This window comes from Gordonia sp. OPL2, from assembly GCF_003797825.1.
Taxonomy (GTDB): Bacteria; Actinomycetota; Actinomycetes; order Mycobacteriales; family Mycobacteriaceae; genus Gordonia.
In genome coordinates this window covers 516,613-535,200 of sequence record NZ_RKME01000001.1, presented here as the reverse complement: position 1 = coordinate 535,200, position 18,588 = coordinate 516,613, and the positions used below count along the sequence as shown (strand labels likewise).

The window sequence follows — 18,588 nt, the reverse complement described above, 5'->3', positions numbered from 1 at the left end:
TGTCAGCGCAACGTCAGAGAGGCGTCGCGTTCGAGGACGAAGAAGTAGGGCGCCGCCACACCCTTGAGATCCATGGTCCCGATGACGGCATGGTCGGACAGGCGCCGGAACACGTCATTGATCGGCAATTGGTCGTACATCATCGTCGCGGTGTCGACACCGCGGAACCGCGTGGTGCGCAGACGAGCCCGCGAGGTCCGCGTCTGTGACAGCAGGCGCGTCGCTGCGATCGGCCGCGCGAACGAGTGATTCTTGACCTGCGGCACGCGACGCGCGAGCGGTACGCCGCCGAAGGCGATCGTCGGATTCATCGCCCACAACGAGTTCCCGTCGCGGGTGCGGAACAGCAACGGATGAACGGTCTCGGCGTCGACGAACTGTTTGCCCCACCATCCACTGGCGACGAGGAGGCCGTCCATCGGATGGTCGGTCGGCAGCTCGGTGCCACGCCACGTGCCGATCATGAAGTCGGGATCGACGGCATCGGAGGAGTCGAACAGGTCGAAGGCCTCCGATGCCGTCGTCGGTACCGTGGAGATGTTCTCGAGCAGCGTCATGGCAGTCAGGATACGCGCGGTGTCAGATACCGATGTCCGGGACCGCAGCCCGGGATCAACGGCACACCGCGCCCTGCGATGCGGACGTGACGAGCTTGGCGTACTTGGCGAGCACCCCGCGGGTGTAACGCGGCGGCAGCGGAGTGAAATCCTGTGCGCGCGTTTCGAGTTCGTGGTCGTCGACCAGCAGGTCGAGGGTGCCGCTGCCGACGTCGAGGCGGATACGATCGCCGTCGCGCACCAGCGCGATGGGGCCGCCGTCGACCGCCTCCGGTGCGACGTGGCCCACGCACAACCCGGTGGTGCCCCCCGAAAACCGTCCATCGGTCATCAGCAAGACGTCCTTGCCCAGTCCTGCGCCCTTGATCGCGCCGGTGATCGCCAGCATCTCCCGCATCCCGGGGCCGCCCTTCGGGCCCTCATAGCGGATGACCACCACGTCGCCGGCGGTGATGGTGCCGTCTTCGAGGGCGTCCATCGCGGCGCGTTCGCGATCGAAAACCCGTGCCACACCCTCGAACACGTCGGAGTCGAAGCCTGCCGACTTCACCACGGCACCCTCCGGGGCCAGGGAGCCCTTCAGGATGGTGATCCCACCGGTCGGGTGGATGGGTGACTTCGTCGCGCGCAGCACCTGACCGTCGGGATCCGGGGGCGCGATGTGCGCCAGGTTCTCGGCGACGGTCGATCCGGTGACCGTCAGACAATCCCCGTGCAGCAGACCGGCATCGAGCAGGGCCTTCATCACCACGGGCACACCACCGATACGGTCGACGTCGGTCATCACGTGCCGCCCGAACGGTTTCACGTCGGCGAGGTGTGGGACGCGTGCACCGACGGCGATGAAGTCGTCGAGCGACAACTCGACCTCGGCCTCGTTGGCGATCGCGAGCAGGTGCAGGACTGCGTTCGTGGAACCGCCGAAGGCCATCACGACCGCGATCGCGTTCTCGAATGCCTCACGGGTCATGATGTCGCGGGCAGTGATCCCGCGACGCAGCATCTCCACGACCGCCGCGCCGCTCTGCCGCGCGAACTGGTCGCGCCGCTTGTCCGGAGCGGGGGGAGCCGCGCTGCCCGGGATGGACATGCCGAGGGCCTCGGCCGCGCTGGCCATCGTGTTGGCCGTGTACATGCCGCCGCAAGCACCCTCGCCGGGGCAGATGGCGCGTTCGATGGTGTCGACGTCCTCCCGGCTCATCAGACCGCGCGAGCACGCGCCGACCGCCTCGAACGCGTCGATGATGGTCACCTGCCGTTCGGAACCGTCCGACAGGGTCGCGTATCCCGGCAGGGTCGAACCCGCATACAGGAACACCGACGCCAGGTCGAGTCGTGCGGCCGCCATGAGCATTCCGGGCAGGGACTTGTCGCAGCCGGCGAGAAGCACCGAGCCGTCGAGGCGCTCTGCACTCATCACGGTCTCCACGCTGTCGGCGATCACCTCCCGCGAGACCAGCGAGAAGTGCATTCCCTCGTGTCCCATGGAGATGCCGTCGGACACGGAGATCGTGCCGAACTCGAGCGGGTATCCGCCTCCCTGATGAACACCCTCCTTGACCGCCTTGGCCAGGCGGTCGAGCGAGAGGTTGCACGGGGTGATCTCGTTCCAGGACGAACCGACCCCGATCTGGGGTTTGACCCAGTCGTCGTCGCCCATGCCGACCGCCCGGAGCATGCCGCGCGCCGCGGTCTTCTCCAGGCCGTCCGTGACGTCGCGACTGCGGGGCTTGATGTCGATGTCGGTGCCGGACTGTGTGCGGTTGGTCATGAAGGCCAGACTATCGCTCCGTGTCGTGACCGCCGGTCGAGTCGACGAGGGGCGGCATTGCCCGCCCAGAAGCAGCGCATGGTGCCTTGCCGGGCCCGACCACCCCGTCTCACGGTGCCCCGAGGGGTGCGGACGCTCGCCGGCTCACTCAGCGGGAACCGTTGCGAGCCATACCTCCCACTCGCTGTCCCAGTTGACACCACAGCGCGAGGCCACGCCGAGCAGCTCCTCGGGCGACCACTGCGGTGTCAACTGAGACAAGCCCGTCGCGCACGCATGATCGGAGCCCGATCTCCTCGGCGCGTCGTCGGGCCGCTGGTGCGATGTCGGCCGCGGGAGAGGCGCAGTCACCCGGTGAAATCGGCGATGTGTGCGACGACGATGTCCCGTCCCGTCGCGCCGTCGACGAGTAGGGCACGTTGGCGGGTGGCGCCGTTGCCGGATCGGGTGAGCTTGTCGATGTGGGCGTCGATCATCGCGCGATCACCCAGCTCATCGAGTGCGCCGGCCATGTCGGACACGAGCCGGCTCGTCAGTTGAGCCGCCGGTGCGGAGACCTCGCGCAGCACGTCGATGCCGTCGCCGTCGATCCCGTCGTGCGCGGCCTTCCACAGGGCCGCGGTGAGGATCTCGGTCTCCACGACAGGCGCGATCACGCCCGCGGCGATCTCGGACGTCGCCGTCATCACCAGGGCCCGCACGAGCGCGGCCAGTCCAACCGCCTCGTCGGCCCGTGCCTGCACGTCCCCGACACGGATCTCGATGGTGGGCAGGTGATCGGAGGGCCGGATGTCCCAATAGACCATGTGGTCGTCGAGGATCGCACCGCTCGACACGAACATCGACACGAGATGCTCGAAATGCTCACGCGATCGGAGGTGCGGAGGTGGCCCACCCGCGGGCCACCGCGACCACAGCACGGAGCGCCAGCTGGCATGTCCGGTGTCGGCGTCTCGGTAGACCGCCGAATTCGCCGACAGCGCAAGAAGTGTCGGCAGCCGATGCCGAAGGTGGTTGCTGACGGCCACCGCGGTGTCGCGATCGGGCACACCGACGTGCACGTGGCACCCACAGATTCCTTGCTCATGGGCGAGCATGCCGAAGCGCTGACCGATCTGTCGATACCGCTCGGTATCGGTGATGGGGAAGTCGTCGGGAACGGTCGGCGGGACGCCGGCGGCGATGACGCCGACTCCGACCTCGTCGGCGGACTCGGCGACCACAGAACGCAGGTGGCGCAGTTGCTCCAGGACTTCCCCGATCGTCGAGCATGTCCCGGTCGCGATCTCGACCTGGCACGAGGTCAGTTCGAGATCCAGGTCGACACCACGACGTGAGGCCGCCGCGGCGACCTCGCGGTTGCGACTCACCGGGTGTCCGGTGGAGCGATCGACCAGGATGAACTCTTCCTCGACGCCGATCGTGGGATGCGCGTGCCCCGCCCCGGCCGTGGGCGGTGGATCGGCGGACGTCACCATCTCATCGTACGGTCGACAGGGGGCCTCACGACGGCGAGCGTCCACCAGACGAGCGGTCCGACGGTTCGGACCCACGACAGGAGGAGGTTCGCGTGGCACGTGTCGACGTCGGAGTGGGATCGGACCTGGCGCCGGGATCGGCGTGGGAACTCGCCTCGGATCTGAGCCGGTTCTCGGAGTGGATGACGATCTTCGGCGGATGGCGAGGTGAGCTTCCGCAGCAGATCGCCGAGGGCACGACGATCTCGTCGCTGATCAAGGTGAAGGGCTTCCGCAACGTCATCCATTGGCGGGTCACCGAATACATCGAGCCCACCGTCATCGCGCTGTCCGGGCACGGACGTGGCGGCGTGCGCATCGACCTGACGATGAAGGTCACCCCGGTGGAAGACGGGTCACACTTCGACCTGACCGCCGAACTGGGCGGGGGCCTGCTCAACGGTCCGGTCGGTTCGTTGGTCGCGAAGGTCATCGAGTCCGATGTGCGGACGTCGATCAGCAATCTCGCCCGGCTGCGCTGACACTGACACCGAAGGCGATACCGCTCGGGCGTTCAGTCCCCGGCACCGAGCTTGCCGACGGCGGCGCTCAACGGGACGTCGAGGGCGTCGTACAGACCCGGCCCGGCGTCGGCGAGCCAGGGAATGGCATTGACCAGACGACCCACCGCGGTGGCATTGCCACCGGCGGCGCGGTTGCCCTCGTCGTCGGTCGCCTCGACGGTGATCTCGATCCGCGGCGTGCCCTCGATGATGACCCGGTGGGCGCCGTCGCCGCCGTCGGGTGGGGTCGGCCAATCGGGCGCGCAGTCCGCGTGGATGCGCGTGACATGTTCGATGACGATCGGGGTGCGGTCGCCGACGGTTCCCAGGACCTCGAACCGTACGGCCCCCTGGGTGCCCGCCTCGAACATCCCCATCGACGGGGTGGTGACGTCGGCATCCAGTGGTCTCCGGTCCACGGTCTCTCGGATCTGGTCGATCTCGATGCCCAATCCCCGTGCGATCAGGCGGATCTGGCCGCCCCACACCATCGTCGGGACACCCTCGGACAGCATGGGCGGTTCGTAGTCCATCGGCTGTCCCATCCCGACGAGGTACCGCACGGAATCCGGCTGATCGTAGGTCGTGTAGTCGAAGATCTCCTGGCATCGGATGGCGTCGATCCGGGAGGCCAGACCCGTTGCCAGCAAGGGGAGTATGTCGTTGCCCCACCCGGGGTCGATGCCGGAGACGAACAGCGATCCGCCACCGCGGGCGATGGCGTCGAGGACCGGGTCCCGGATCTCGGGTGGTGCAGACCGCGGGTCGTAGAGCGCGTAGAGCGACGGGGTGACGACCGTGAGGCCCCGGTCGATCGCACCGGTGATGTCGGCCAGGGCGTCGGCCGGTCGGATGTCACCGGATGCGGCATAGACGAGGGCGTCGGCGTCGTCGAGTAGTTCGTCGACGTCTGCGGTGGCCGTGATCCCGAGGTCGTCGTCGAGTCCCGCGAGCCGGCCGGCGTCGCGTCCGACCTTCTCCGGGTTGTGGACGACGACGCCGCGCAACAGCAGGTCCGGGTGGGCGAGCACCGACCGGATGGCGGCCTGCCCGACGTTGCCGGTACCCCACACGACCACACGCAACTCCTCGACCATGCGCTGAGGATAGGTAACCCGGGCCGGTGCCGACGGCAGGATCGTGATTCCCGGCGCGGAGGCGGTGAGAGGACGTCGGAGATGACGTCAGTCTCCGGTGCTCGCGCCCGGGTCGGCGGCCGCTGTTCTCCTGCCGAGACGATCCGACAGCCATGCGGATCCGACTCCGTGCAGGAGCACACTGCCGATCACGGTCGCGGCCATGGCATACAGCACATCGTCGGCGGGCACACCGTCGAGCGCGTTGTAGGCCAGGAGCCCGAACACGATCGACGCCGTACCCCGGGGTCCGAGTGCGCCGATCAGGAGTCGGTCACGCGAGGTGAGGTCAGAGCGCACGAGCGACAGGTACACCGGGAGCATTCGGATGATCGTGAGCCCCGCGATGGCGAACACGATCACCCGCCAGTCGACACCGAACGACGCGAGCAGCACCGTCGTCAGGCCGAACACGAACCACATCGCCAGGCTCGTCAGGGTGCTGAGATCCTCGGCAAGGCTCAACTCCACCTCCGACGGCGAGCGGGTGGCGCGATAGGCGAGCCCGCAGATGAATGCCGCGACGAATCCGTTGGCGTCGATCGAGGTCGCCGTGGCATAGCTGAGCAACGGGACGAGCACGAGACTCATCCGGATCGCCGACGCGCTCGCCAGGTCGCGTTCGACGCTTCGACTGGTGAGCCAGGCAGCCGCGATACCGATCGGCGCGCCGACGAGCACGGCCAGACCCGCCGCGGGAATGGCGTCACCCAAAGCCTCGAGCGCCGAGTCGTGTCCGTGATTCTCGGCCAGGGCGAGCGCGAAGATGAAGACCGGCGCAATCACGCCGTCGTTGTACCCGCTCTCGACATTCAACACGTGGCGGATTCGACGCGGGAGTCGACGGTCGCGCAGGATTGCCGGAGCGGGCGTGAAATCGGTGGGCACGATCACGCAGGCGATGATCAACAGGACCGCGAAGGAGAGCCCGGGGAGCAGCAACGCGCCGAATCCGACGGCGAGGGCGAGGGACAGCGGAATCCCGATCAGCAGCAACCGCAGCGTCGGTCCGCGTTCGCCGCCGAAGTAGCCACCCTTGACCTCCATCGCATCGACGAAGAGCAGCAGCGCGAGTATCAGTTCGACAACACGCTCGGCCACCACCGTGTTGAGCGTGTGACCGATCTCGTCGCTCGTGGTGAATCCGATGGCGACACCGGCGATCACCATCAGGGACGGTCCGGTGACGCGGGCGTCGGAGAGGCGACGGGACACCAACGCCCAGACGATCATCACGATCAGCCCGATGAGAACGGATTCCATCGTGTTCTCCGTGGTGATCGACGTTCAGCCGGGACGGCGCGCTGATGTGGTCGGGTGCGTTCGTGCTGTCATCGGTGTCTGACGAACCCGGCCGAAGTACGACCGGAGACCAAGTGCGGCAACCGCTGCGCCGACCGCGTAGGAGATGGCGAACGCGGGTGTCGGTACGCGTCGCCGTTGCGCGAACACCACAGCGGCCACCGCGCCCGCATTCATACCCGCCCACACGACGTTGAGCACAGGGGAGGAGTCGCCGACTCCGGGTGGATCCGCGAACGGAGTGGGAAAGGCTTTGCCGGTCACGCCATGTGCCAGGTGCGGGACGACGTTGGCCGAGATCGCTCCGGCCGACGCCGCCGCAAGATGGTGGCGTGGGTTGACGGTCACCAGATCCTCCTTGCTCGGTAGCGGGTGATTCGAGCTCCCCCGTTGTCTATCACCGATCGCCGGACGTCACGGCATGAGTGTGAATCTCTCGTCCGCCAGGCGTGTCGGCGTGCGAGGGTGCACGATGGTGGGCAGAGGGGTACCGGATGATGAGGCGGACGACGATGGCCTCGAGGTACATGAGTCGGTTCGGGGTGCTCGCACTCCTGGTGATCGTCATGGCGTGGTGCGTCCCGGCGCCACCCGCAGAGGCCGCGTCGGGGCGGGTGGACGCGACCGTGGACGGATTCCGTCTGGACGGATCCGCGTGGTGGCCGTCGGGTTTCGATGCCTACCAACTCGCCACGGATTGGTCGGTCAACACGGGCTGCGGGGCGATGGTCGATCTCGATGCCTATTTCGCGTCGCTTCCACCGCACTCGCTCACCCGGTTCGATCTGTTCGCACAGCTCGCCGTCAACAAGTTCACCGGCGCGATCGACTACGCGCCGATGGATGCGGTGTTCGCGGCCGCGGCCCGTCACGACCAGATGGTCCTCCCGGTACTCGTCGCCTCCGATGGGGCCTGCGAGAACGGTCAGTTCAAGGAACGTGACTGGTACGTCTCCGGGTGGCGGACCGTCGTCGGAGCCGGGGGCATGACGTTTCGGCAGTGGATGCGTGCAGCGGTTCGGCGGTGGAAGAACCATCCGACGCTGGCGGGCTGGGAACTCGTCGGCGAACCGGAACCGAGCATCTGCGGTGACGCGGCCTGCGGATGGCAGACCCGCTCATGCCCGTCCGACGCGCCGGTGGTGTTACGGACCTTCTTCGACAGGGCCGGCGCCGCCGTGCGGCGCATCGACCCGGGCGCGGTGATCTGGTCCGGCTTCGCCGGAGGAGGACAGTGCGGAACTGCCGGTCCGCAGTATGAGTTCGTCGGGGGTTCCGCGGGTCTCGACGTTCTGGACTACCACGACTACGGGTCCGATGGGGTCCCCTTGCCCGGTGACCAGTGGAACGGTCTCGCCGAACGGATACGGCAGGCGCGAGTCGTCGGAAAACCGCTCGCCGTCAATGAGATCGGCCAGAACGCGGGATCCTGCGGCACACGTCAGCAGCGCGCCGCCGACTTCCGCACCAAGGTGAGCGGTCAGCGGGCGGCCGGCACGGCGACCGCCTTGTTCTGGGCCTTCGTCCCGGATCCGCGAGATGACCAGTGCACGTTCGACATCGGTCCCGGTGATCCCACGTTCGGACTCGTCGACGATCTCGTCCGGTACGGCGGGTGAGCCGAATCGTCGGCAGTCGGCGAGTCGGACGAGTACAGTCACAGCTCAGCCGGGGGGAGCACGTCCTTCGAGGAGGTCCGGTGAGTTCAGCGAAAGAGCGAGCGACGCAACTCGATCTCGTGGCCAGGCTCAAGTCGTCCTATCCGGAACTGCCGGATGCGCCGACACCCGATCTGCTCGATCATGCGCGGTTTGTCGCGTACATGAAACCGGTCCACGACGTCGGCGGCGAACCCGATTCGCCTGTCACATACGAGAACAAGCAGTATGAGCACTGGGAACACATGACCTACGTCATGTGTGAAGTGCTGGCATGGCGCGGCATCTGGCTGTCCGAGGAACGCCGCCGCATCGGAAACGTCGACGTCGGGCGGGCCGTCTACCTGGGCATCCCGTACTACGGCCGCTGGCTACTCGCCGTCGCCCGAGTCCTGGTGGAGAAACACCACATCGGTCTGGGCGAACTGGGGGAGCGGATGCTCGAGGTCCGCGACAGATACGCCGACGGGCTCAGCGGGAAGTCTCTCGAAGCTCGGCCTCGATCGGTCGGCGATGGCGCGGACGTCACGCGCAACAGGCACCACAAGCACGCGGTGGGGACCGGTGACCCTCAGATCTACGCGGGCCGGGCCGGCGACCCGAAATTCTCCGTCGGTCAACGTGTGGTGGTCCGCGACCTACCGGTGCTCCTGTACACACGCACCCCGGAATACGTCCGCGGCGCCATCGGCGCGATCGACACCGTCGCCTACGAGAGTCCGGCACCGGAGGACGAGACCTGGGGACGCGAGGACGCACCGCCGGAGTGGTTCTACGTGGTCCGCTTCGACATGGCCGACCTGTGGTCGGGTTACACCGGCCCGGCCACGGACACCCTGTGCACCGAGATCCCCGAACGATGGCTCACTCTCGCGACGTCGGAAGGACCCACCACGTGACCGACGACCACGACCACGACCACGACCACGACCACGACCATGATCATGACCATGCGCGCACGGTGAAGCCGATGGTCGACGAGGTGACCGACTTCGAGGTGTTGGAGATCGCCCTCCGCGAACTGTGTATCGAGAAGGGCCTGTTCACCAGCGACGAGCACCGACAGTTCACGGAGTTCGCCGAGCAGATCGGACCGACTCCCGCCGCACGTCTCGTCGCGCGGGCGTGGCTCGATCCCGAGTTCAAACACCTCGCGCTCTCCGATCCGATGACGGCGAGCAAAGAGGTCGGCGTCGACTGGCTGGAACCGACCGGCTTCGGCACGCCCAGCGACTTCACCGCGTTCGAGATCCTCGAGGACACCCCGCAGACGCATCACGTCATCGTCTGCGCGCTGTGTTCGTGTTATCCGCGGCCCATCCTGGGGAACTCCCCGGAGTGGTATCGCACGCCCAACTACCGTCGCAGGATGGTCCGATGGCCCCGGCAAGTCCTGTCCGAGTTCGGATTGACCCTGCCCGACGGCATGTCGGTTCGCGTCCAGGATTCCAACCAGAAGCACCGGTTCATGGTCATGCCGATGCGGCCCGCAGACACCGATGACTGGGACGAGGACCGGCTCACCGAGATCATCACGCGCGATTGTCTGATCGGGGTCGCACTGCCGAAACCGGGAATCACCACCAACGTCGTCGTCCAGACGCGGCCTGCCGTCCATCCCGGCGAGGCCTACTGACATGGCGAGAGGATCGAATGACACACCCCGGCAGCATGATCCGTTGACCGAGATCGTCGAGCGCGATCAGACCTGGCCGCGAATGGCCCGCAAGTACGGCGTCGAGAACCCGGTGCCGCCATGGAAGACGAGCCTCGACGGCATGTGCGATGCCCTCGATCGGGCGGTTGATCCGGATGTGCCGAGCGGCGAACAACGTCGGGACGACGAAGACGCACTGACCGCGACCCTCTACTCGGCGGTTCCCTTCCCGGAGAGTCAGCTTGTATCGCTTGCTCATTCGCTGCTGGACCGGGGTCTGATCGGCGAGACAGAGCTGCGCGAACGCATGGCGACGGTGCGGAGCCGACTCGAGGCCTGACCGCGTTTCCGGGCGGAGGCGTCCGTCGTCACGCTTGTGGTCGCCATGGACCTCGGGATGGACCCGGCGAGGTTCGACCAGGCCTACCGGTACCCGGCGACAGAAGTACGCATCCGATCGGACATCGCCGACGGACTCTCGTCAGGTGTCGATTGCACCCGACGTGTTCAGCATGAGGCTGAAGCCTCCGCCGTGAAGATCTCGTCGCGGCAGTCGAGCAGCATCGAAACGATGCGTGAACCGGCGTGGTGCGGGGTACCCCGGCTGCATGACTGACAAGGACTCCGACGCCGACCGGTTCGATCCGCAGAACCCGGATCCGGACAACACCGCAGGTCTGGAGCCTGGGGGAGGGGTCGCCCCGGGTGATATCCCGCCGGCCGAGACGGCGGTCGGCGGGCCGCAACACGAACCGCCACAGCGTCGGAGCATCGGTGCGATGGTGGCCATCGGATTGGCGGTTCTGGTGATCGTCATCGTCGCGGCCGGGCTCATCGATCGGGCCCTCGGACTGTTCTGACGGACGCCGGATGATCGATCGGCGAGTTCGCCTAATCTCGGTGAATGGGCGCGGACTGGTCGGGGGATGAACTCGCCGTCATGCAGGTTGACGACGAACTCGAGATAGCCGCGCCGCGTCGTGATGGAACGTTCGGCGGATATGTTCCGATCTGGGTAGTGCGCAGTGGCGCAGGCATCTACGTACGGACGTGGTACCGCCGGGACACAGGATGGTTCGGCCGCGCTGTACGGGCCGGAATGGCACGAATACGACTGGGTGAGCTCGATGTCGACGTGATCGTCGACGACGTGGCAGCCGATGCCGAGCTCCGTCTCGCGATCGATGACGCCTACCGTGCGAAGTACGGGCGCTTCGGTTCTGCCGCAGAGCGCATGGTCGCCGCCGACGCCGCGCAGACGACACTTCGGCTGACGCCTCGTCAATGATCAACCGACGGCAGGCGTCGGCGCATCAATACTCGCCGTCACGGCCGGGTTCGGTGTCGAGGACGACACGCCGGAAAGTGAGCAGGTAGCAGAAATACACGCCGCCGAGGAGGATCAATCCTCCGACCACGATCATCGGGACGGTCGCGTCGATGGGGGAGAGCAGCACCACCACGGAGCACACCGACCAGATCAACGCGGCGACTGCCACGGGTATTTCGAAGCGTCCGAGGTCGAAGGCGCCGCGAGTGCGGTCGAGGCGATTGCGTACAGCCAGATACAACGCGACGACGAACCCGTAGGTGATCGCCGGGAACAGCGTGCCCGCGGTGATCAGCTCGACCAGGGCGTCGCCAGGCAGCACGATCATCACGACGATCCCGATCATCAACGGCAGGACGGTTGCCGCCACCGGTGTCTTGGTGCGGGCGTTGACCTGCCGCATCCAGCGATGGGCGGGGAACCGGCCGTCCCGCGACATCGCGAACACCGTGCGCGCGCACGAGGTCATCGTGACCAATCCGCCTCCGAAGAATGCGATGGCAATGACCACCAACAGGATTCGCTCCGTAGGCGCGCCGAGCTGATCACGCATGATCGTCGCGACCGGTGATCCGGAAGCGGTGACCTCGGCAATGTCGTCGATCGCCACCGTCAAGGCGATCAGGAACAGCATGCCGAGCACGCCGGCCGCAGCGACGGAACCGACGATGGCTCTCGGGACACTGCGGTGCGGATCCTTGGCCTCCTCGGCCATGTTCGCTGCCGAGTCGAAGCCGACCAGGGTCGCCAGTCCGACGATCATCACGGCCATCAGACCGCCGCCGAAGGCGAAGTAGTCGGCCGAACCCGCTGCGACACCTCGCGATCCGAGGTTGTCGACCGAGCCGTCGCCGGTCACCGCCACCGCGATCAACAGGGCGACGACGAGGAGCACCACGATGGCGACCTCCATGCCCACTGCCAGAGAGTTGACCCAACCGACGATCCGGGTCGACGCGATCGCGAGGGCGGCCTGCACGAGCATGATCACCACAGTGATGACTCGAGCCGTGTGCTCGTCGGGCGCCATGCCGAACAGCGGCATCAGGCACTGGCTGGCCATCGCGTTGTCGATCGCCATCAGCCCGGTCACGAGGTAGCAGAACGTCAGCCAGCCGAATCCCCAGCCGACTCGCGGGCTGGCGAGGCGAGACGCCCATTGATACGACGATCCGCTGAGCGGAATCCGTGCAGCGAATTGGGCGATGACCAACGCGACAAGGAGCTGGCCCACCAGGGCGATCAGCCACGTCCAAATACCGACCGGTCCGGAGTTGCTCAGCAGCAGTCCGTATGTACCGAAGATGCCCACCGCGACCGAGATGAACGCGAACGACACGGCAAAGATCTGGAACGAACCGAGAGTGCGTTTCAGTTCCGGGCGGTAGCCGAACTCGCTGGACATCTCGTAGGAATCGTCCATACGTGACGTCTGTTCGCTCATGTGGCCTCCGCCGCTCAGGTGAGCTCAAAGTTAGACCGTGCTCACCACGCCGACGGAGCGAATCAGGGAAACGGCAGGCACAACACGCACTTGTCAACAACAGGGTCGCTGCTGAGGCGCGGCGATTCGATGAGAATTGCTTTTTTCGATGCTCAAATAATCGCTGGGGCATCGTGGTAAGTATGAAACAGTGAAACGACGAGCGTTTCATTGCACCATTCGTTCCGTCGAGCGTGGTCTCTGCTGATTCGAAGTGTGCACATTCAGTGGTCGGGAAGGATATCTCTCATGCTGTCCACGATTTTCTATGCCATCGAAGCATTCGACAATCTGCTGTGGGACATCGCCGAGGTCATCGTCACCGGGAGCGACGCGTAGTCTCTCCCCGACTTGGGTGGGGTGGCTTCCGTCGGTAGGCCCATTCACCACATGGCCGCGGCGGTCGTTCGGCGGCAAGAAGGGGCATGCGTGGACGTCGTCGATTGACCCGTTGATTCGATATCTGTCAATATCGATGGGTGTCGAAACAGGATATGTTGATCATCGGAACCACGCGCGGATTGGATGTGGAACAGGCCGCACGCGTGTCTCGCGCGCTGAAGGCGCTCGCGGATCCGGTGCGGTTGCGGCTGTTGTCGGAGGTTGCGTCCCATCCGGGTGGTGAGGCGTGCGTCTGTGATATCTCGGGGACATTCGATGTGTCGCAGCCGACGATCTCCCATCATCTGAAAGTGCTGCGCGAAGCCGGGCTCGTGACGAGCGAGCGACGCGCCACCTGGGTGTATTACCGGGCCAACAGTGCCGCGCTCGCCGAGTTGTCGGATCTGCTGGGTGGATTGGCCGCGATGGTGGGGGAGCCGCAATCGTGCGAGGTCCCACAATGACCGCTACCGATGCGGCGGTGGCCGCAAAGCTGTCGGTGGTGGACCGGTTTCTGCCGGTGTGGATCGGTATTGCCATGGTGGCAGGACTCGTGCTCGGGCGCGCCGTACCCGGCCTGGGTGAGGTGGTGGCTGCCGTGGAGATCGACGGCATCTCGCTGCCGATCGCCCTCGGGTTGCTGATCATGATGTACCCGGTGCTGGCCAAGGTGCGCTACGACCGACTCGATTCGGTCACCGGGGATCGACGGCTGCTGGCGGGGTCGTTGCTGTTGAACTGGATTGTCGGCCCGGCGTTGATGTTTGCGCTCGCCTGGGCGTTGCTACCTGATCTACCGGAGTACCGGACCGGGCTGATCATCGTCGGCCTTGCCCGCTGTATCGCGATGGTCATCATCTGGAACGACCTGGCGTGTGGCGATCGGGAGGCGGCTGCGGTGCTCGTCGCTCTGAACTCGGTCTTCCAGGTCATCATGTTCGCCGTGTTGGGTTGGTTCTATCTGTCGGTTCTGCCCGGTTGGCTCGGTTGGGCGCAAACCACCATCGACACCTCGCCCTGGCAGATCGCGAAATCGGTGCTGATCTTCCTCGGCATCCCGCTCGTCGCGGGCTACCTGACCCGTCGATGGGGGGAGCGGACCAAAGGTCGCGCCTGGTACGAGTCATCGTTCCTGCCGCGATTGGGGCCGTGGGCCTTGTACGGTCTTCTGTTCACCATCGTGGTGTTGTTCGCGCTGCAAGGTGAGCGGATCACGGCGCAGCCGTGGGATGTCGTCCGTATCGCGCTGCCGTTGCTTCTCTACTTCGCGGTGATGTGGGGCGGGGGTTTCGCCCTGGGTGCCGTTCTCGGAATCGGCTACGCGCGGACGGTGACATTGGCATTCACCGCGGCCGGCAACAACTTCGAGCTCGCCATCGCAGTTGCCATCGCCACGTACGGGGCCATGTCCGGCCAGGCGCTGGCCGGTGTGATCGGCCCACTGATCGAGGTGCCGGTCCTCGTCGCGCTGGTGTATGTCTCCCTGGCGCTGCGTCGTCGGTTCACCGCCACCTCGCGGGTTCGGACGAGCCCATGAGCCCCGAACCCAAGAACGTGCTGTTCGTCTGCGTGAGCAACCGCGGCAAATCCGTGATGGCCGAACACCTCACTGCCGCGGTCACCGACCAGATCAGGGCGTCATCGGCCGGTACCGCGGCGACGATCGGCGGCGGCATCAATGATCTTGCCGCACAAGTGCTCGCCGAGGTCGGCGCGGTCCCCATCCGACATTCGCCACGTCAGCTCACCGACGACCTGATGCGAACCGCCGACCTCGTGGTGGTGGTCGGCACCGCGGAGGTCTCCCCGCCGGCCGGGGTCACCGTCGAGGTGTGGGACACCGATGAACCGTCCGCTCGCGGCATCGACGGGATCGATCGAATGCGGATGATCCGTGACGACATCACCGAGCGGATCGGTGCTCTTATCGCCCGACTGTCCCGGTAGCAGGGGCCGAGAAACCTCGGCGTCGGGTCAGCAACACGTCGCGCCTGCTACTTCGGTTGCGTTGCCGCCACAACATGCTACTCCGGTCTCCGACTCGTCAATGAGGTTCTGTGCCAGCAGGTTCGGTCCTTTGCCGAACGTATCTGAGTCGGCGAGAACGGCATAGACCTCCCACTTCTCACCGGCGGGTCCGGTCACCCACACCTTGTCCTGCGTCGCGAAGCAACAGGTGGAGTTGATCTCTTCCTGCGTGAACAGGCCCGTGCCCGACAGCCGCTCGATCTCGGAGTGCACCATGTCGCTGGACTCGACCTCGACGCCTAGGTGGTTGATCGTCCCGCCCAGGCCGGGGTTCTCCATCAACACCAGCTTCAGCGGAGGGTCGGCGACGGCGAAGTTCGCGTAGCCTGGCTTGCGTTTCGCAGGGGGTGTGCCGAAGAGCTTCGAGTAGAACGCAATCGCCGATTCGAGATCATCGACGTTGAGTGCGAGCTGCACACGGGACATGATCGACCACCTTTACCAGTAAGACATATATCAAAGTATCGTCACGGCCAGGATGCGCGGTATTTCGACATAAGTCAAGAAGGTGCGCTAGGGTCGAGTATGCCCAAGACCTTGCCGGTCGTTGACGTCAGCGAACCGATCTGCTGTGCGCCGATCTCATCGGCGCCGCTCGAGCGCGACGCCGCCGTGGAGATCGCATTGCGGCTCAAAGCACTTGCCGATCCGGTGCGACTCACGTTGTTGTCGATCCTGATTGCCGATCGGTCGGGCGAGGGTGTCTGCACATGCGATCTCGCCGCGGCGATCGACCTGACCGAAGCGACGACCAGTCATCACCTCGGCCGGCTTCGACAGGCAGGAATGGTGGAGCCGGAGCGTCGTGGCATGAATGTGTACTACCGGCCACGACCGGAATCGCTGCGGGCAGTGTGTTCGGTCCTCGGCGGAGATGCCGACTGTTGCTGACGGGCGGGTGAGGTTCTGACTTCTCGTCCGACGTGTTCTCATCCAGGCCGGTCGGCGGCCCCGAGCAGGTTGGCCATGTGGGTGAGGCGCTCTGCCCACGCGTGGTCGCCGTCGGCGCCGTCGAGTGCTTCGCCTCGTGCTCGGTAGTGCACCCATTCTGCGGCACGGTCGGAATCGAGATTCGCTGCTGCGGCGTAGCGCCGGATCCACGTCCTGGCAGTACGCGCATCAGGAGGTACCGGCGCGAGCGGATCGATCAGGGCCCAGATGTCTGCGTGGCGGTCGCCACGCACCGCGTGAGGGTCGATGATTCGCCAGCGGGCGCCAGCGCGTAATGCGTTGCCGCCGTGGAGGTCGCTGTGAAGGAGGACGTCGTCGGCGGCGGGCGAGAGCAGCTGCGAGTCCCCGAGCGTTCTGCGCCAGTCACGCGAGTACGTGCCGCCGATGTGCGGGGAACCCACTGCGGGTTGTAGGGCAGCATGCAAGCGGCCGACGAGTGTGCCGAGTACCTCGAGGCGCTCGTCCCACGAGACGCCGGCGGCTTCGAGAGGCGTGCCCGGGGTGAGCCTCTCCAGCAGCAGCGTGGACCCGCCGTCGCGGCGCCCGTACAGCTGTGCTGCGGCACCGGTGGCCGACCATGCTTGCAGGGCAACTCCTTCCGCGATGAGCTGCTCGTCGTCCGGATGGCCGCGTGGATGGACTTTCAGCACCACATCCTCGTCGGCGAGGACCAGTGCCACGGTGCCGCCGGGTAACTCGTTCAGGTGACGTAGACCCCAGGCGTCCGCGGCGCTGACCGCGCGCTGCCGAACATCGTCGGCCATGGCTTCGATGTCCGCATCTGGCCAGTGCAGCGCCCAGCTTTGTGTCAGGCGATCCATGCGTTGATTGTCGTCGCAGGTGGGTCCAGCGTCGAGCGGATCGGGTGGGCGTCGCCGGATGTGCTCGTCGAGCGGGGCTGCGGCTGGGACCATGGTTTGATGATGCGGTGGACTCGAGACCACGGAGACACGCTGCCCGCGGGATGGAGCATCCTGACCGACGAAGAACGGCGTGAGGCGTGGGCCCTGTTCATCGATCGGTTCGGTTCTTTCCGACCGAGCATCCGTCCAAAGCAGTGGCCGGCCGTCACCGATCCGACCCCATCGATGACGTTCGACCTGTCCCTCCCGCCAAACCTCCCGGGAATCCTGCCTTGGGCAGACGCGATCAACGCCGAAGCGCAGCGATGTTTCGTGAGCGTCGTCGATGAGTCCGAGTGGATCGTGCTCGACTGGCAGCATCCTGGGTATCGATTCGACGCCGCGGTTCCTGCTCGCTTGTTCGACACCGAGTGGCGGGTCCCGGTGTACCCGGATGGGGACTACTACATCTTCGCCCGACCCGACTTCAGCACGGGAACATTCGGACATCCATGGGAACAGACACTGTGCGTGTTCGGTGACGAGCTTGTCGCGACGTTGGGGCGGACGTTGGCGACATGGTTACCGACGAAGAGGATCAACGGGACCGAGACACCGACAGGAGCGCCGTGATGCATCGGGATTCTCCGCGGGGACCGTACGGACGGTGGGATCTCGAGCTCGTCTCGGTCCGGCCCGCTCGGCTCACCCCGATCGCCCGTGCCACCGCCGAGGCGGCATTCGAGCTATTCGCTGTCCCTGGTGCCATCCACGATGACCTGCGTCCTGAAATCCTCACCATCACCGCTGATTCGATGTCGCTTCAGTTCCAGTGGAAGCAGAATCCGGTGCGGTTCGCGGTCACCCGCGCGCTCCCGCAGGCCGAGGACGACCTTCGGTCACCCGCGGACAGTCCGCGCGCATGGGTCGGCTACTCCGCCATGGACTGGTGTGAAGACTTGAGTACCGGATGGACGAGGTGGGGACGGGGTCGCCGCCGTAACGGCGTCATCCAACTCGGCCGTCGCACCACCGAGCGGACGAATGGCCTCTACGGTCACGGTGGCCGGCGGTCGATCGAACCTGACGCCGACGGAAATGTCCACGTTCAACACGGAAGTGGTCTGGCCATGGACACCGTCACCACGTACCCCGGCGAACGATTCATCTCGTGCATTTATGAGTTGAGAGCGCCCGACGACCGTCACTCGCACCCTCTGTACGTCGCCCATGCAGTGACGGTCTGGACTGCCGACCCGGGTATCGCCTCACTCGAGATCATCGATGCTCTGCCCGGAGTGCCCGAGCACAGCGTCCGTCGAGCAGTTCTGCACGCTATCCACGACGCCGCCGACGACGGCGCATACAAGATCGTGACCAACCTGGACGCGTCCCTGTTGGCCGACATGGGCTTCGTCAATCACGCACACGGACAGCGGGTGCTCGACGTGTTGGCGATGCCCTGACGCCCT

22 protein-coding genes are annotated in these 18,588 nt (G+C 65.9%); 13 read left to right on the top strand and 9 right to left on the bottom strand.

Annotation, left to right across the window (positions count from 1 at the left end; translation table 11 throughout):
• Positions 1 to 2: 2 nt before the first annotated feature.
• From EEB19_RS02345 to EEB19_RS02335, 3 genes are all read right to left on the bottom strand, one after another.
• Positions 3 to 557 (bottom strand): DUF4334 domain-containing protein, encoded by a 555-nt coding sequence (locus tag EEB19_RS02345; protein WP_187582762.1) that lies wholly within the window; start codon positions 555 to 557, stop codon positions 3 to 5.
• 55 nt (positions 558 to 612) lie between these two features.
• Entirely contained in the window at positions 613 to 2,328 is a 1,716-nt protein-coding gene (gene ilvD / locus EEB19_RS02340) for a dihydroxy-acid dehydratase (RefSeq protein WP_262365376.1), read from the bottom strand.
• A 347-nt stretch (positions 2,329 to 2,675) separates the two neighbouring features.
• The gene (locus tag EEB19_RS02335) at positions 2,676 to 3,803 is read right to left on the bottom strand and encodes a glutamate--cysteine ligase (RefSeq protein ID WP_262365375.1); all 1,128 of its coding nucleotides are present in this window, start codon (positions 3,801 to 3,803) and stop codon (positions 2,676 to 2,678) included.
• 95 nt (positions 3,804 to 3,898) lie between these two features.
• On the opposite strand from EEB19_RS02335, the gene EEB19_RS02330 reads away from it, so the two are divergent.
• Entirely contained in the window at positions 3,899 to 4,327 is a 429-nt protein-coding gene (locus EEB19_RS02330) for an SRPBCC family protein (protein ID WP_187582758.1), read from the top strand.
• A gap of 32 nt (positions 4,328 to 4,359) precedes the next feature.
• Here the strand turns inward: EEB19_RS02330 and EEB19_RS02325 are convergent, their stop codons facing one another.
• The 3 genes from EEB19_RS02325 to EEB19_RS02315 all read right to left on the bottom strand — a co-directional run bounded on the left by EEB19_RS02325 (position 4,360) and on the right by EEB19_RS02315 (position 7,134).
• A complete protein-coding gene (locus EEB19_RS02325) occupies positions 4,360 to 5,445 on the bottom strand; it encodes a dihydrodipicolinate reductase (protein ID WP_187582756.1) in 1,086 nt (361 codons plus the stop codon).
• 87 nt (positions 5,446 to 5,532) lie between these two features.
• A complete protein-coding gene (locus tag EEB19_RS02320; RefSeq protein WP_187582754.1) occupies positions 5,533 to 6,747 on the bottom strand; it encodes a sodium:proton antiporter in 1,215 nt (404 codons plus the stop codon).
• A 24-nt stretch (positions 6,748 to 6,771) separates the two neighbouring features.
• On the bottom strand, positions 6,772 to 7,134 hold the full coding sequence (locus tag EEB19_RS02315) for a hypothetical protein (RefSeq protein ID WP_187582752.1): 363 nt from the start codon (positions 7,132 to 7,134) through the stop codon (positions 6,772 to 6,774).
• 164 nt (positions 7,135 to 7,298) lie between these two features.
• Here EEB19_RS02315 and EEB19_RS02310 point away from each other — a divergent pair, with 164 nt between their 5' ends.
• From EEB19_RS02310 to EEB19_RS02285, 6 genes are all read left to right on the top strand, one after another.
• The gene (locus EEB19_RS02310; protein WP_262365374.1) at positions 7,299 to 8,405 is read left to right on the top strand and encodes a beta-mannosidase; all 1,107 of its coding nucleotides are present in this window, start codon (positions 7,299 to 7,301) and stop codon (positions 8,403 to 8,405) included.
• An 80-nt stretch (positions 8,406 to 8,485) separates the two neighbouring features.
• A complete protein-coding gene (locus EEB19_RS02305; protein WP_187582750.1) occupies positions 8,486 to 9,343 on the top strand; it encodes an SH3-like domain-containing protein in 858 nt (285 codons plus the stop codon).
• A 71-nt stretch (positions 9,344 to 9,414) separates the two neighbouring features.
• Positions 9,415 to 10,080, top strand: a complete 666-nt coding sequence (gene scnC, locus EEB19_RS02300) for a thiocyanate hydrolase subunit gamma (RefSeq protein WP_262365400.1) — start codon at positions 9,415 to 9,417, stop codon at positions 10,078 to 10,080.
• 1 nt (position 10,081) lies between these two features.
• The gene (locus EEB19_RS02295) at positions 10,082 to 10,441 is read left to right on the top strand and encodes a thiocyanate hydrolase (protein WP_187582746.1); all 360 of its coding nucleotides are present in this window, start codon (positions 10,082 to 10,084) and stop codon (positions 10,439 to 10,441) included.
• A gap of 268 nt (positions 10,442 to 10,709) precedes the next feature.
• Positions 10,710 to 10,961, top strand: coding sequence for a DUF6480 family protein (locus EEB19_RS02290; protein ID WP_187582744.1), 252 nt, complete (start codon positions 10,710 to 10,712; stop codon positions 10,959 to 10,961).
• Between the two features lie 44 nt (positions 10,962 to 11,005).
• Positions 11,006 to 11,389, top strand: coding sequence for a DUF2255 family protein (locus tag EEB19_RS02285; protein WP_187582742.1), 384 nt, complete (start codon positions 11,006 to 11,008; stop codon positions 11,387 to 11,389).
• Between the two features lie 25 nt (positions 11,390 to 11,414).
• On the opposite strand, the gene EEB19_RS02280 is transcribed toward EEB19_RS02285, so the two are convergent.
• The gene (locus EEB19_RS02280) at positions 11,415 to 12,875 is read right to left on the bottom strand and encodes an APC family permease (RefSeq protein WP_187582740.1); all 1,461 of its coding nucleotides are present in this window, start codon (positions 12,873 to 12,875) and stop codon (positions 11,415 to 11,417) included.
• 518 nt (positions 12,876 to 13,393) lie between these two features.
• Here EEB19_RS02280 and EEB19_RS02275 point away from each other — a divergent pair.
• From EEB19_RS02275 to EEB19_RS02265, 3 genes are read left to right on the top strand one after another with little or no spacing between them, the layout of a single operon-like run.
• A complete protein-coding gene (locus EEB19_RS02275) occupies positions 13,394 to 13,759 on the top strand; it encodes a helix-turn-helix transcriptional regulator (protein WP_187582738.1) in 366 nt (121 codons plus the stop codon).
• Entirely contained in the window at positions 13,756 to 14,832 is a 1,077-nt protein-coding gene (arsB, locus tag EEB19_RS02270) for an ACR3 family arsenite efflux transporter (RefSeq protein ID WP_187582736.1), read from the top strand. Before EEB19_RS02275 ends, arsB begins: the two co-directional genes overlap by 4 nt.
• Positions 14,829 to 15,242, top strand: a complete 414-nt coding sequence (locus EEB19_RS02265) for a low molecular weight phosphatase family protein (protein WP_187582734.1) — start codon at positions 14,829 to 14,831, stop codon at positions 15,240 to 15,242. The genes arsB and EEB19_RS02265 overlap by 4 nt, the downstream gene beginning before the upstream one ends.
• A 27-nt stretch (positions 15,243 to 15,269) precedes the next feature.
• On the opposite strand, the gene EEB19_RS02260 is transcribed toward EEB19_RS02265, so the two are convergent.
• Positions 15,270 to 15,749, bottom strand: coding sequence for an ArsI/CadI family heavy metal resistance metalloenzyme (locus tag EEB19_RS02260; RefSeq protein WP_187582732.1), 480 nt, complete (start codon positions 15,747 to 15,749; stop codon positions 15,270 to 15,272).
• Positions 15,750 to 15,848: 99 nt separating this feature from the next.
• Here EEB19_RS02260 and EEB19_RS02255 point away from each other — a divergent pair, with 99 nt between their 5' ends.
• The gene (locus EEB19_RS02255; protein WP_187582730.1) at positions 15,849 to 16,214 is read left to right on the top strand and encodes an Rv2640c family ArsR-like transcriptional regulator; all 366 of its coding nucleotides are present in this window, start codon (positions 15,849 to 15,851) and stop codon (positions 16,212 to 16,214) included.
• Between the two features lie 38 nt (positions 16,215 to 16,252).
• On the opposite strand, the gene EEB19_RS02250 is transcribed toward EEB19_RS02255, so the two are convergent.
• Positions 16,253 to 17,188, bottom strand: a complete 936-nt coding sequence (locus EEB19_RS02250; protein WP_187582728.1) for an aminoglycoside phosphotransferase family protein — start codon at positions 17,186 to 17,188, stop codon at positions 16,253 to 16,255.
• Positions 17,189 to 17,194: 6 nt separating this feature from the next.
• Between EEB19_RS02250 and EEB19_RS02245 the strand changes: the two genes are divergently transcribed.
• Together EEB19_RS02245 and EEB19_RS02240 are read left to right on the top strand one after the other, a co-directional pair.
• Positions 17,195 to 17,749: a DUF2716 domain-containing protein gene (locus EEB19_RS02245; protein ID WP_187582726.1), complete on the top strand. Its 555-nt coding sequence runs from the start codon at positions 17,195 to 17,197 to the stop codon at positions 17,747 to 17,749.
• Positions 17,749 to 18,582, top strand: coding sequence for a hypothetical protein (locus EEB19_RS02240; protein WP_187582724.1), 834 nt, complete (start codon positions 17,749 to 17,751; stop codon positions 18,580 to 18,582). The genes EEB19_RS02245 and EEB19_RS02240 overlap by 1 nt, the downstream gene beginning before the upstream one ends.
• Positions 18,583 to 18,588: the final 6 nt, after the last annotated feature.

What these genes read in the sequence shown, in the direction of transcription:
- EEB19_RS02255 (WP_187582730.1), top strand. Translation starts at nt 15,849, where the DNA reads ATGCCCAAGACCTTGCCGGTCGTTGACGTCAGCGAACCGATCTGCTGT.
- EEB19_RS02320 (WP_187582754.1), bottom strand. Translation starts at nt 6,747, where the DNA reads ATGGAATCCGTTCTCATCGGGCTGATCGTGATGATCGTCTGGGCGTTG.
- EEB19_RS02265 (WP_187582734.1), top strand. Translation starts at nt 14,829, where the DNA reads ATGAGCCCCGAACCCAAGAACGTGCTGTTCGTCTGCGTGAGCAACCGC.
- EEB19_RS02325 (WP_187582756.1), bottom strand. Translation starts at nt 5,445, where the DNA reads ATGGTCGAGGAGTTGCGTGTGGTCGTGTGGGGTACCGGCAACGTCGGG.
- ilvD (WP_262365376.1), bottom strand. Translation starts at nt 2,328, where the DNA reads ATGACCAACCGCACACAGTCCGGCACCGACATCGACATCAAGCCCCGC.
- EEB19_RS02260 (WP_187582732.1), bottom strand. Translation starts at nt 15,749, where the DNA reads ATGTCCCGTGTGCAGCTCGCACTCAACGTCGATGATCTCGAATCGGCG.
- EEB19_RS02310 (WP_262365374.1), top strand. Translation starts at nt 7,299, where the DNA reads ATGGCCTCGAGGTACATGAGTCGGTTCGGGGTGCTCGCACTCCTGGTG.
- EEB19_RS02240 (WP_187582724.1), top strand. Translation starts at nt 17,749, where the DNA reads ATGCATCGGGATTCTCCGCGGGGACCGTACGGACGGTGGGATCTCGAG.
- EEB19_RS02295 (WP_187582746.1), top strand. Translation starts at nt 10,082, where the DNA reads ATGGCGAGAGGATCGAATGACACACCCCGGCAGCATGATCCGTTGACC.
- EEB19_RS02280 (WP_187582740.1), bottom strand. Translation starts at nt 12,875, where the DNA reads ATGAGCGAACAGACGTCACGTATGGACGATTCCTACGAGATGTCCAGC.
- EEB19_RS02345 (WP_187582762.1), bottom strand. Translation starts at nt 557, where the DNA reads ATGACGCTGCTCGAGAACATCTCCACGGTACCGACGACGGCATCGGAG.
- EEB19_RS02250 (WP_187582728.1), bottom strand. Translation starts at nt 17,188, where the DNA reads ATGGTCCCAGCCGCAGCCCCGCTCGACGAGCACATCCGGCGACGCCCA.
- arsB (WP_187582736.1), top strand. Translation starts at nt 13,756, where the DNA reads ATGACCGCTACCGATGCGGCGGTGGCCGCAAAGCTGTCGGTGGTGGAC.
- EEB19_RS02245 (WP_187582726.1), top strand. Translation starts at nt 17,195, where the DNA reads ATGATGCGGTGGACTCGAGACCACGGAGACACGCTGCCCGCGGGATGG.
- scnC (WP_262365400.1), top strand. Translation starts at nt 9,415, where the DNA reads ATGGTCGACGAGGTGACCGACTTCGAGGTGTTGGAGATCGCCCTCCGC.
- EEB19_RS02285 (WP_187582742.1), top strand. Translation starts at nt 11,006, where the DNA reads ATGGGCGCGGACTGGTCGGGGGATGAACTCGCCGTCATGCAGGTTGAC.
- EEB19_RS02290 (WP_187582744.1), top strand. Translation starts at nt 10,710, where the DNA reads ATGACTGACAAGGACTCCGACGCCGACCGGTTCGATCCGCAGAACCCG.